Origin of the sequence: Phenylobacterium sp., assembly GCF_035569475.1 — a bacterium.
In the GTDB taxonomy this organism is placed as follows: Bacteria; Pseudomonadota; Alphaproteobacteria; order Caulobacterales; family Caulobacteraceae; genus Phenylobacterium.
Map to the genome: position 1 here is coordinate 46,350 of NZ_DATMNA010000051.1, position 11,182 is coordinate 57,531.

Genomic DNA, 11,182 nt, shown 5'->3' on the forward strand with positions numbered 1-11,182 from the left:
CATCCTTTGCGGATCGTTCCCGCGACCCTAGCAAGCTTTGGCGTCGTGCCTAGAGCGCGTCAGGGTGAAGTGGAAGCCGGCTCGCCCGTCCGACGCGCTCTAAGCTCTTGAAGAGAGGCGGCAAACGCCGCCCTCAGGTCTTCCAGCCGCAGGACTGGCCCTTGTTCTGCACCGTCAGCCAGGCGTTCAGCGGGGCGAAGTAGTCGGCGATGGCGCTGGCGTCGATGTCCTTCTCGCCGGTGAAGGCCTCGAGCGCCTCCGGCCAGGGCCGCGAGGCGCCCATGGCCAGCATCTTGTTGAATTTCGCGCCCACCGCCTTGTCGCCATAGATCGAGCAGCGGTTCAGCGGTCCCTTCCAGCCGGCCTGGCGGCAGGCCGCCCGGTAGAACTGGTACTCGTAGATCCGCGCCAGGAAGTAGCGGGCGTAGGGCACCGAGGTGGCGATGTGGTTCTTCGCCCCCGGATCGAAGGCGTCGGCGGGCCTCGGCCCCGGCGGGACCATGCCCTGGTACTGCTCCACCAGCGCCCACCAGGCGTCGTTGTAGTGCTCCGGGGTCACCTGGCCGGAGAACACCTCCCAGCGCCACTTGTCGACCAGCAGGCCGAAGGGCAGGAAGGCGATCCCGTCCATGGCTTGCCGGAGCAGATAGGGGATGTCTGCGTCCGGCCCCGGCACGGTCTCGATCAGGCCGAGCTGCTTCAGATAGCCCGGCGTGAGCGCGTTCAAGCCGGCGAAGTCGCCGATCGCCTCGTGGAATCCGTCGTTGGCGCCGTTCTCGAAGAGGAACGGCTGGGTGTTGTAGGCCCGCTGGTAGAGGTTGTGGCCGAGCTCGTGGTGGACGGTGAAGAAGTCGTCGGCGTTCACGTGGACGCAGGCCTTCAGCCGGATGTCGTCCTTGTTGTCCACGTCCCAGGCCGAGGCGTGGCACTGCACCTCCCGGTCCGCCGGGCGCACGATCAGCGAGCGTTCCCAGAAGGTCTTGGGCCACGGCGCGAAGCCCAGCGAGATGTAGAAATTCTCCGCCGTCTTGACCATCTTCGGCGCGTCGTAGCTGTGCGCGACCAGTTGCTTGGTCAGGTCGTAGCCCATGCCCGGGCTGTTGGCGGGCGCCACCACGTCATAGATGTTGCCCCATTGCTGGGCCCATATGTTGCCCAGCAGGTCGGCGCGGATCGGTCCGGTCCTGGGCTGCACCGCGTCGCCGTACTTGGCGTTCAGCCGCGCGCGAACGTAGCAGTGCAGGTTCGTGTAGAACGGCTCGACCTGGCCCCAGAGCTTGTCGCTGAGCGCCGCGAACTGGTCCGGCGGCATGTCGTAGCCCGAGCGCCACAGCGCGCCGGTGTCCTTGAACCCGACGCCGCGCGATCCCTCGTTGGCCAGCGCCGTCAGCTTCACATAGTCGGCCTTCATCGGCGGCGAGACCCGGCGCCATTTCTCCCAGATCTCCCTGGCCTTGGCGGGGTCACGGGTCTTGGCCAACTCATCCTCGAGGTCCTCGAGGTGCAGGGTCTTGCCGTCGATAGTCGCCGTGCCGGTGGAATAGAGCGTCGCCAGGCGCGCCTGGATATCGCCCATCTCCTTGGCCGCACCCGGCCGGTCCGGCGAGGGCAATACCAGGCCGATCTTCAGGAGCAGGAGCTTGCGCCGCGTCACCTCGTCGACCTTCACCTGGTCGAAACGCGCGGCCTGCTTGGCGTAGCGGGTCGCCATCTCGGTCTGCTCGGCCCCGGCCTTGGCGGTCAGGTCGCTGGTGTCGGGGATGATGTAGGTCTCGTAGACCCACTCGGCCTTGTTCGCGTAGACGCTGATCTCGGCCAGGTCCTTCTCCGCCTTGGCCACGAAGGCCTTGGCCTCGGCCGCGCTCGGCGCCGCGCCCTGACCGGACCCATGGGCCGCGGGCTTGCCCACGGCAGACCCGCCGACCAGCGCCAGAGCCGCGACGGACAGAAGCAGAAGACGTTTCATGGCGAGCTCCCCGGGGCCGGACGCCTGCGCGCCGCCCCGGCGCACACTCGATCCGCGCCCGGCCGCGCCGTCAAGCGGAGCGCCGAGCCCGGCAACATGTTATCCAGCCTGCAAAACGATCTGTCGGGGATGTCCAGGTGAAGATCTTGCAGTTGACGATCGCGGCCGCCGTGGCGGCCGGCGCGCTCTCGGGCGCCGCCAGGGCCGAGCCGACGGCGAAGCTCGACTCCGGCGTGGTCCAGGGCGTGGCCGCGGGCGAGGTCGCGGTCTACCGCGGCATCCCCTACGCCGCCGGGCCATCCGGCCCGCTGCGCTGGCGCGCGCCCCAGCCGGTCAGGCCCTGGACCGGCGTCCGCCCGGCGACAGCCAACGGCGCGGCCTGCCCGCAGCCGCACCTCAGCGACGATCCCTGGGCTCAGGTGGGACCGCAGAGCGAGGACTGCCTGTTCCTCAACGTCTTCGCGCCGGCCAAGACGGCAAAGGGTGGCGATGCGGTGATGGTCTTCATCCACGGCGGCTCGTTCATCCGCGGTTCCGGCGGCGTGCCGCTCTACGACGGCTCGGCGCTCGCCCGGCGCGGCGTCGTGGTGGTGACCATCAACTACCGCCTGGGCCGCCTGGGCTGGTTCGCCCACCCGGCGCTGACCGCCGAGAACGCCGACGGCGGGCGCCTCGGCAACTACGGCCTGATGGACCAGATCGCCGCTCTGCAATGGGTGCAGAAGAACATCTCGGCCTTCGGCGGCGACCCGAAGAAGGTGACCGTGTTTGGCGAGAGCGCCGGAGCCGTGGCGGTCCAGATGCTGACCACGACCCAGGCCGCCAAAGGCCTCTTCGTGCGCGCCATCTCAGAGTCCGGCGGCGGCACGGCGACCGCGGCCCCGATCCGCGGGACCCCCTTTTCGGCCGAAGCCCTCGGCGCAAGCTGGGCCAAGGGCCTCGGCCTGGCGGACGCCACGGCCGCCCAGCTCCGCGCGATCCCGGTCGCCGACGCGCTGAAGCCCGGTCCCGCGGGCCCCATGGTGGACGGCGTGATGATGCTCCGCAGCCCAGGCGATACATACCGCAAGGGCCTACAGCTCCGCCTCGGCCTGATGATCGGCGGCAACTCCCACGAGGCCAGCCTGGTCGGCGAGAACGTCGCCGTGGCCAAGGCAGCCCTGGGCGCCGCCTATCCCGAACTCCTGGAGGGCGCCAAGGCGCACCCGACCAGGGCCGGCGCGGAATCCGACCTGATCACCCAGAGCCTGGCCATCCAGCCTTCGCGCTACCTGGCCCAGCGCAACGCCGCCCTCGGACTACCCGCCTACTCCTACTACTTCGACCAGGTGGCCAGCAGCGACCGCGCCAAGGCCAAGGGAACCGACCACGGCGGAGAGCTCGCCTATCTGTTCGGCACGCGGGCCGACAAGGAGGTCTGGGACGACGAGGACGCCCGCGTCTCGCAATTGATGGGCGACTACTGGACCCGCTTCGCCAAGACCGGCGACCCCAACGGCAAGGGCGCCCCCAACTGGGCTGCAGTGACCAGGACCGCCTCGCCCTACATGCGCTTCGACGCCCATCCGCACACCGACCAGCCCACCCCGCTGGAGGACAGGATCGAGGCCGCCGCCGTGGCCGTCGCCGAAAAAGCCTGGGACGCCTCGCGCTAAGGCGGGAACCGGGGACGGGGTCTAACGCGCCGCCTTCTTCTTCGGCTTGCTCTGATTGAACGCGACAGCGGCCCGCACGAGGTCCTGCAGCGCCCGCTCGTTGATCGTGTCGCCCTCGAAGAAATCGATCGCCCGTCTCTGGTTGCCCTCTAGGCCGGCGTTGAACAGCTTGTCGGGATCCGGGAGCCTGGCCCCGTGGTCGAAGGTGAGCTTCACCTTTCCCTTGTGGGCGTTGGCGACCGCGATGATGCCGTCGCGCGACCACACCGGGCTCCCCATCCACTTCCATTCCTCGACGATCTCCGGATCGGCCGCGAGGATGGCCTTGCGGACGCCGGCGAAGGTTTCGCGGCGCCAGTCGGCGATGCCGGCGATCAATTGGTCGATCTGTTCAGACGGCTTCATGGGGTCTCCAAGCCTCGCAATCCGAGCCCGCACATATCCGCGATCGCGATGCAACGGCGTTCGGATCTCCGCCCTACGGCGCGAACAGGTACTCGCAGCTCCGATCGGCCGGTTCGTGACCCTGTAGGCGGTCGTAGAGGCCCAGGTTCTCGGCCACCGCCCGATCGACGTCCTCCGGCAGCAGGAAGCCTGCCTTCACCTGCGCGGCGGCGGCGGCCTTGACCTTGGCCACATAGGCCTCGCGGGTGGGATAGCGCGCCGCCAGGCTGGGACGCGGATCCTTGGCCGCGCGCCGCTCCGCCTCGGTGCGGGCGAAGGGGACGAAGCTGCCGTCGAAGCGCGCGGTCGCCCAGGCGAAGCCGGTTTCCGGGGCGCGCAAATTCCAGCCGGTGTGGGTCCCGAGCGGGACTTCCATCTCGATCATCCGAACCCCGCCGCGGTCGTTGCCGTCGGCGTCCGGCGCGGGCACGCGGCTCACGTAGTCCGGGCCCTTGGCCGGCGGGATGCGGTCGGCGATGCCTTCGCGTTCGAACCGCGGCCCGAAGTCCAACCGCTGTTCGTGCAGGTTGTCGGTGGGCGGCGTCAGGCCGATCCCCTTCGGGAAGGCCGCGCCGTAGGACGCCACGCTGAGCAGACCCCCATCGGCGATGCGAGGATAGGCGCTGGGCGGCGGCTCGGCCCCGCCTGCCGTCCAGCGGTCCAGGGCCAGGATCAGCGCCCGCATCGGCAGGTAGTGGTCCGTCGTCGACACGCAATTCAGGTACGGCGCGCGCACGTGGCTACGGCCGACATAGTGCTGCGAGCCCATGAAGGCGTAGAGCCGCACGCCGGGCGCCGGGGCCACGTCATGCGCCCCATCCGGCGTCGTGCCGATGAGGGAGGCGTCGCGGTTCCAGAACTCCGCCGAGGTGTTGGCGAACATCACCTTGGGTGTCTTCCCGTGCGCGTCCGCCGCGTGATCCAGCAGCGAGGCTGTCCGCCCGCTCACCGGATCCTTCGACGGCGCGGTGGTGAACGGAAAGGCGTCCGACGGATGATCGTGCTCCTGCAGCATCGACGGGTGCCGCGTCGGTTGCACGAAGCGGCTGTTGAACCCGCCCGAGCCGCCGCCGCCCGGCACTTCCAGATAGGCGCCCTGGAACGCCAGGCGCCCCGTCTCGTCCACGTCCAGCCCGTCGTGCAGCATCCGCCCGATCAGCCGGCCGGACTGGCTGATGCCGAAGATCAGCTCCTGCTTCGGCGCGGGCGCGCCCTCGAACGGATGGTCTCGGAACCAGGCCAGCAGGTCGCGGATCCCCGCCAGCCCGGCCGCCGTCACCTTCGGATCCTTCGTCACGTAGGTCAGCTCGTAGAGCACGCCCGGCCTGAACCCGCCGTCCAGCCGCACCCGCCCCGGACCACCCGGCTGCGCCGGCGCCACGAAGCGCCACGACGCCCGCGCCAGCGGAACCCGCGGATCGTTCGGCCGCGCCCGGGCCGTCAGCACCGCCTTCGGGTCGTCCGGCGTCGCCGGCTCGTAGGTCAGGCCCGCCATGCCGGCGTAGGTGGCGACCTCGGCCGGCGCATCGACGGTGAACTCGTTTTCCACCGGCCCGGTGATCGCCGCCCCGCCCGGCCCTTTGGCCACCGGCGGCGCGAAGACCAGCGGCTTGCCGCCCGGCGGCGGCGGCGCCACGTCCCAGGTCCAGGCCGAGAACAGCAGGGTGAAGCCGTGCCGCATCAGGAAGCCGTCGCCGGCGTCCGCCGCCGTGGTCGGGTCGTTCAGCGCCGGGCTGCGCCCGTTCACCTGGCCCAGGATGCCGATATTGCCGCGGTTGTTCACGTCATAGATCAGGGTCGAGTCCCGCGCCTTCACCGGCCGCAGCATCACGAAGGGGCTGTCGAACACCACCCGGCCGCGCGCGTCCCGGGGCGCCAGCTTCAGGTCGACGATCCGGGCGTTGGCCGCCGCGTTCGGATCGAGCGCGAAATGGGCGACCCCGCGGATCTTCTCGTAAGCTCCCGCCGCGCCGAAGCTCATGCCGCCCGCGAAGGGCGTCCGCTCGGTGACCTCCACCCGCTCCACCGCCGCCCGGGCCGCCCCGCCCGCCGCCGCCGCGCAGGCGCATAGCGCGATCCCCGCCGCCCGCATCGTTGCCCGCATCGTCTTGACACTCCTCACCGTTCGCGCGGCATGTGACCCGCTCGTGGGCTCGGGCGCAACGGCCCAGCGGCCGAGCGCGACGGGATCGCGGGCCAGGTTTCAGTTAGCGTAACCGGTTCGCGATCATGCGGGCGCAATTCCAGGGTAAGGATCGTGCATGTTGAAGCGCCTCGCCCCGATCCTGATCGTCCTGATGGCCGCCACCGTGGCGCACGCCCAGATGGGCGGTGGCGGTGGCGGTGGAGGCGGCGGCGGTCACGGCCGGGGTGGCGGCGGAGGCGGCGGTGGTCGCGGCGGCGGCGGCTCCGGCGGCGCCAAGCCGGCGTCCGCGCCCGCGGCGCCGAAGGCCCCGGCCACGCCGGTCAACCAGATCCAGATCGTCGGCGTCGTGAAGGCGATCGACGCCCAGACCGGCCGCGTCACCATCGCCTATGAGGCGGTCGAGCCCCTGAACTGGCCCGCGGGCTCCCAGCCCTTCCCGGTCGCCAAGACCGCGATGCTCGCCACCACCGCCGTCGGCCAGAAGGTCCGCTTCACCGTCGACAGCGGCCAGATCTCCACGCTCAAGCCCTTCGACGCTCCGCCGCAGTAGGCTGGGCGTAGCTCCGGGGCTGGCGTCCGCTCCCCGCGAAGAGCCGGTAGTGGGAGAGTTCAGTCCCTGCCTCATCGCCGCGCATCGACGTCCCCGTAGGGCTTCCCGTCGCGCGACAGCAGGACGGCGATCGGCCGGCTGCCTTGGAACTCGGCCAGGATGGCCATGGCCATCACCGCCAGCGGGGTCGAGAGGAAGGCTCCCACGACGCCCCAGACGAGGCCCCAGAACGCCAGCGACAGCAGGACGACGATGGGGTCGAGGTTCAGGCTCTGCCCCTGCATCCGCGGCTGCACCACGTGGCTCACCGCGAAGTGGATCGCCTCCAGCCCGACCACCAGCCCGATCGCCGGCCAGACGGTGGTGAACTCCACCAGCCCGAAGGCGGCCGGGAACAGCACCCCGATCGCCGCCCCCACGGCCGGGACGTAGTTGGCGAGGAAGATGATCGCACACCAGAAGGGAATGTGGGTCAGGCCGGTCACCAGCATCAGGGCGGCCGAGGCGCCGGTGATCATCACGCCCACCACCGTCTGCACCCAGATGTAGCTTTCGACGCCGCGGCGGATGCGGTCGAAGATCCGGTCGCCCTCGTCGCGCTCCGCTTCGGTCGCGAAGAACGCCTGCGCCTTGGCCGCAAAGCCCTGCCGGGAGGCCAGCAGGAACCCCAGGTAGATCAGCACGAAAACCGCGCCCTCGGCGAAATGGCTGAGGCCGCTGGCGAACACGCCGGCGTATCGCACCGGATTGAGCTCGCGGATCAGGCCGGAAACCGTCGGCGTCGCCGCCATGCCCAGCCGTTCGGCGGCGCCGACCAGGAGGGCGTTGATCCGCGCCGTATAGCCTGCCGATCGCGAGGCGAAATCGGCCGCGTTGTCCACCGTCAGCCAGACCGCCAGGCCCAGGATGACGATGATCGCGGCGATCGCCGACGGCAGGGCCGCGGCGGGCGGAAAGCCCCGGATACGCGCCCTCAGCGCGCGCGCCAGGCTGTCGATCATGATCAGCAGGAAGACCGCCAGGGCGAAGGGCTCCAGGATCCGGCGCAGCAGCCACAGCGCGATCCCCACCAGGATGACCGCCATGACGACATTGCTCGCCTGCAGCGCGCGAAGGGGGATCGCCGGCTTGGCCATCAGCCGCCGCCGGACGGCTGGAGCAGCAGGGCGATCTTCCGCTCCAGCTCGGCCCGCCGATAGGGCTTCGGCAGGAAGGCGTCGCCCCGCCGCCTGCCGCCGCGTCGCCCGATGGCGTCCTCGCTGTGGCCCGAGGTCAGCAGCACGCGGATGTCCGGGATCAAGGCCCTCGCGCGCTCGGCCAGCTCGCGGCCGTTGACGCCGTTCGGCATCACGACGTCGGTCATCACCACGTCGAAACGCGGGCAGTCCGCAATCAGCCGCAGCGCCTCGACGCCGTCAGAGGCGACGGTGACGTGATGGCCCAGCGCGCGGAGCTGGCGCTCCGCCTGGGACCGGACCATGGCGTCGTCTTCAACCAGCAAGACGCGCGCGCCGACCGAGGGCGCCAGCACCTCGTCCAGGCGCTCGGCCCGAGCCACGTCCTGTTGGCTTTCCGGCAGGTAGATGCTGATCCGTGAGCCGGACCCCAGTTCCGAATCGATCTCCAGCCGCCCGCCCGACTGGTTGACGAAGCCGTAGACCATGCTCAGCCCAAGTCCCGAGCCCTCCCCGGCCATCTTGGTCGTGAAGAAGGGCTCGGCGGCGCGCTCCTTGGTCTCGTCGGACATGCCCTGTCCGGTGTCCTCCACCGTCAGCACGGCGTAGGCCTCGCGGGGTTCGTCCGAGGCGCGCGCCGGGTCAGGGTCTCCGGAGCGGCGCGCGGCGTGAATGGTGAGCCTGCCGCCGTTCGACATGGCGTCGCGCGCATTGATGCAGAGGTTCAACAGCGCGGTCGTGAGTTGGGTCGCGTCGGCGAGGCAGCGAAGCTCCCCGGGCGCCTTGTCGAGCACGACCTCGATGTCCGCAGCGAAGGTGCGCCGGACCATCTCCTGGATGTCGTCGAGCAGTTCGTTGCAGTCCACGGACTCGGGCGCCAGGGGCTGGTTCCGCGCGTAGGCCAGCAAGCGGCTGACAAGCTCGGCGCCCCGTTCCGCCGCGCCCAGGGCGAGCCGCCCCATGGCTTGCAGTTCAGGGCTGCCGGCCAGCGCCTCGGAGAGCTCTTCCGTGCTGCCGATGATCACCGTGAGGAGGTTGTTGAAATCGTGGGCGACGCCGCCGGTCAGGCGGCCCACGGCCTCCATCTTCTGCGACTGGCGGCGGCGCTCTTCTGCAGAGATGTGTTCGCGCATGTCGCGCGCGACGGCGAAGATCATCTGATGGGCGTCCGACCAGGTCGCCGACCACATCATCGGGATGGCGCTTCCGTCCTTGCAGAGGCAGCGGTTCATGTGCCCGCCCACCGGCGAGCCGTTCATGACCTGGCCGGTCACCTTCAGCGTCGAGCGGCGGTCGTCAGGATGGACCCTGTCCAGGAAGTCGACCCCCACCAGCTCCTCGGTTTCATAGCCCCAGAGCTGCTCGGCGCGCCGGTTCACCCTCAGGAAGCGGCCCTGAGGGTCGATCGTGCAGATGATGTCGTGCGAATTGTCGAGGATCGCCTCGGTGTCCCTGAGCGCGGCCTCCAACTGGAGCCGGCTCTTTTCCAGCAGTTCGCGCCGCTCGGTGATGTCCTGGCAGGTGCCGACCGCGCGAACCGGGACCCCGGAGGCGTCGGCGAAGACCTGCCACCGCTCCTCCACGTCCTTGACCCGGCCGGAGGGCAGGAGGAGCCGGTGCCGGATGGCGAAATCCGACGGGGCTCGCATGGACTGCGAGAAGGCCTGCGCCACCCGCTCCCGGTCGTCGGGATGCACGAGGCCCAGAAATCCCTCGTGCGTCGGATGGAAGCCCGCGGGGTCGGTTTCGAAGATCCTGTGGGTCTCGGCCGTCCACTGCACCCTCATGGTGGCGAGGTCCGTGTCCCAGCTTCCGATCTTCGCCACGGTCTGGACGGCGGCCAGCCGCGCCTTCTCGTCCTCGAGCTGCGCGGCCAGGCGGTCCCTTTCCGCCTCGCTGGCGATCCTCTCGCTGACGTCGCGCGCCACGGCGAAGACCAGGTCGCCCACCTGCCGGGCGCGCCATTCCAGGTGGCGGTAGGTCCCGTCCCGGTGGCGATAGCGGTTGATGAACCCCGCGACGCCTTCGCCTTTGCGGCGGACCCGCTCCATTTCCGCTTGGGTGCCCGCCACGTCGTCGGGGTGGATCAGCGGCAGAAGGTAAGCGCCTTCCAGCTCCTGCGCCGAATAGCCGAGGGTCCGCTCCCAGGCCTGGTTCACCTTCGCGAAGCGCCCCTCGCGATCGCGAACGCACAGCATGTCGAGCGTGACCTCGAAGAAGGTTTCGAATTGCCAGGCCGCTACCGCGTTTCCGGATTCGGAGGTCATCGTGGGACCATCGTATGGTCTCGCCCGCCGCCGCGAACAAGCCCTGCGCTCGCGTTGGGCGGCGGTCGCCGAGCAGCGGAGCTAGCCGGGCGCCAAATCGCCCGCGAAGCGGATCGCACGACGCACGGAGCTTCCATCGAGCCGGGTGGGCGCATTCTCCGCAAGGATGGCGGTCGCCAGGCTCACGGCGGGTCCCCTCGCTTCGGCGAGTCCGATCCCTCCGCGGGAGGAGGCTCGATTGGCGGCTTGACCCCATACGCTATGGCCGCCAGGTCCAGGACGAACACGGTCAGCCCGGTTTCGTCGGTCACGGTGATCTGGAAGGGGTCGTCCTCCCAGGCCTGGCTCGGCCATTCGTTCACCAGTTGGCCCAGCACCCGGGCGGCTTCGATCCTGGCCGAGGCGTCGTCAGGCAACTCCGTGCCTTCGTCGTCTTTGAACGTGCGGCCATCCCGGCCGTGGAAGAAATAGCGGGGCATGGTCTCTTCCAACCGTCGCGAACGCAGAGGCCCCGTCGGTCGACGGGGTCGCAACCGCTGATAAGGCCTCGCCGCCGCGGATGTTCCGCGGTCGGACGGCGACGGCCCGCGGCGGGGCTAGCTGGGCAGGAAGATGAAGTTGAAGACGTAGTCTTCGCGGCTCGCCGGGCGGCGGTGGTGCGCCTCGGGGTCCAGGTGGGAGAAGGGTGTCAGCGTGCCGCGCACCAGGGCGTAGCAGTTGTATCCATAGCCCATCACCGTCGCGACCATGTCGCCGATCGGCACATGGGTGTGGGCTTCCTCCATCTCGATCAGCAGGTTGGGCCGATCGCGGCGCAGGGTCTCGGCGGCCCCTTCCAGCACCTCTCGCTCGAACCCCTCCACGTCGATCTTCATGAAGCCCACGTCGCCGATGCCCAGGTCGTCGAAGCGCACGGCCCGCACGGGGAGCTTGCGGTGGTCGCCGCTGACCTTGACGGCGCTCAGCGAAGCGCCCTGGT

General features: G+C 70.0%; 9 protein-coding genes. 2 read left to right on the forward strand and 7 right to left on the reverse strand.

The genetic code is table 11. The features are described 5' to 3' along the window. Positions 1 to 133: 133 nt before the first annotated feature. Positions 134 to 1,966, reverse strand: coding sequence for a M2 family metallopeptidase (locus VNW53_RS08530; protein WP_325555013.1), 1,833 nt, complete (start codon positions 1,964 to 1,966; stop codon positions 134 to 136). 137 nt (positions 1,967 to 2,103) lie between these two features. Between VNW53_RS08530 and VNW53_RS08535 the strand changes: the two genes are divergently transcribed. Then, positions 2,104 to 3,621: a carboxylesterase/lipase family protein gene (locus tag VNW53_RS08535; protein WP_325555015.1), complete on the forward strand. Its 1,518-nt coding sequence runs from the start codon at positions 2,104 to 2,106 to the stop codon at positions 3,619 to 3,621. A gap of 21 nt (positions 3,622 to 3,642) precedes the next feature. On the opposite strand, the gene VNW53_RS08540 is transcribed toward VNW53_RS08535, so the two are convergent. Both VNW53_RS08540 and VNW53_RS08545 read right to left on the reverse strand, forming a co-directional pair. After that, positions 3,643 to 4,026 carry a DUF1801 domain-containing protein gene (locus VNW53_RS08540; protein WP_325555016.1) on the reverse strand — a complete coding sequence of 128 codons (384 nt, stop codon included), beginning with the start codon at positions 4,024 to 4,026 and terminating at the stop codon, positions 3,643 to 3,645. A 73-nt stretch (positions 4,027 to 4,099) separates the two neighbouring features. After that, positions 4,100 to 6,169 carry an alpha/beta hydrolase domain-containing protein gene (locus tag VNW53_RS08545; RefSeq protein ID WP_325555018.1) on the reverse strand — a complete coding sequence of 690 codons (2,070 nt, stop codon included), beginning with the start codon at positions 6,167 to 6,169 and terminating at the stop codon, positions 4,100 to 4,102. A gap of 157 nt (positions 6,170 to 6,326) precedes the next feature. On the opposite strand from VNW53_RS08545, the gene VNW53_RS08550 reads away from it, so the two are divergent. After that, on the forward strand, positions 6,327 to 6,761 hold the full coding sequence (locus VNW53_RS08550; protein WP_325555019.1) for a copper-binding protein: 435 nt from the start codon (positions 6,327 to 6,329) through the stop codon (positions 6,759 to 6,761). A gap of 71 nt (positions 6,762 to 6,832) precedes the next feature. Here VNW53_RS08550 and VNW53_RS08555 read toward each other — a convergent pair whose 3' ends face one another. From VNW53_RS08555 to VNW53_RS08570, 4 genes are all read right to left on the reverse strand, one after another. Continuing rightward, positions 6,833 to 7,897 carry an AI-2E family transporter gene (locus VNW53_RS08555; RefSeq protein WP_325555020.1) on the reverse strand — a complete coding sequence of 355 codons (1,065 nt, stop codon included), beginning with the start codon at positions 7,895 to 7,897 and terminating at the stop codon, positions 6,833 to 6,835. Then, entirely contained in the window at positions 7,897 to 10,203 is a 2,307-nt protein-coding gene (locus VNW53_RS08560) for a PAS domain S-box protein (RefSeq protein WP_325555021.1), read from the reverse strand. The genes VNW53_RS08555 and VNW53_RS08560 overlap by 1 nt, the downstream gene beginning before the upstream one ends. A gap of 182 nt (positions 10,204 to 10,385) precedes the next feature. Next, the gene (locus VNW53_RS08565; RefSeq protein ID WP_325555022.1) at positions 10,386 to 10,682 is read right to left on the reverse strand and encodes a DUF6894 family protein; all 297 of its coding nucleotides are present in this window, start codon (positions 10,680 to 10,682) and stop codon (positions 10,386 to 10,388) included. 117 nt (positions 10,683 to 10,799) lie between these two features. Continuing rightward, a partial coding sequence (locus VNW53_RS08570; protein WP_325555024.1) for an FkbM family methyltransferase occupies positions 10,800 to 11,182 on the reverse strand: 383 nt, incomplete at its 5' end.

What these genes read in the sequence shown, in the direction of transcription:
- VNW53_RS08530 (WP_325555013.1), bottom strand. Translation starts at nt 1,966, where the DNA reads ATGAAACGTCTTCTGCTTCTGTCCGTCGCGGCTCTGGCGCTGGTCGGC.
- VNW53_RS08540 (WP_325555016.1), bottom strand. Translation starts at nt 4,026, where the DNA reads ATGAAGCCGTCTGAACAGATCGACCAATTGATCGCCGGCATCGCCGAC.
- VNW53_RS08545 (WP_325555018.1), bottom strand. Translation starts at nt 6,169, where the DNA reads ATGCGGGCAACGATGCGGGCGGCGGGGATCGCGCTATGCGCCTGCGCG.
- VNW53_RS08550 (WP_325555019.1), top strand. Translation starts at nt 6,327, where the DNA reads ATGTTGAAGCGCCTCGCCCCGATCCTGATCGTCCTGATGGCCGCCACC.
- VNW53_RS08555 (WP_325555020.1), bottom strand. Translation starts at nt 7,897, where the DNA reads ATGGCCAAGCCGGCGATCCCCCTTCGCGCGCTGCAGGCGAGCAATGTC.
- VNW53_RS08560 (WP_325555021.1), bottom strand. Translation starts at nt 10,203, where the DNA reads ATGACCTCCGAATCCGGAAACGCGGTAGCGGCCTGGCAATTCGAAACC.
- VNW53_RS08565 (WP_325555022.1), bottom strand. Translation starts at nt 10,682, where the DNA reads ATGCCCCGCTATTTCTTCCACGGCCGGGATGGCCGCACGTTCAAAGAC.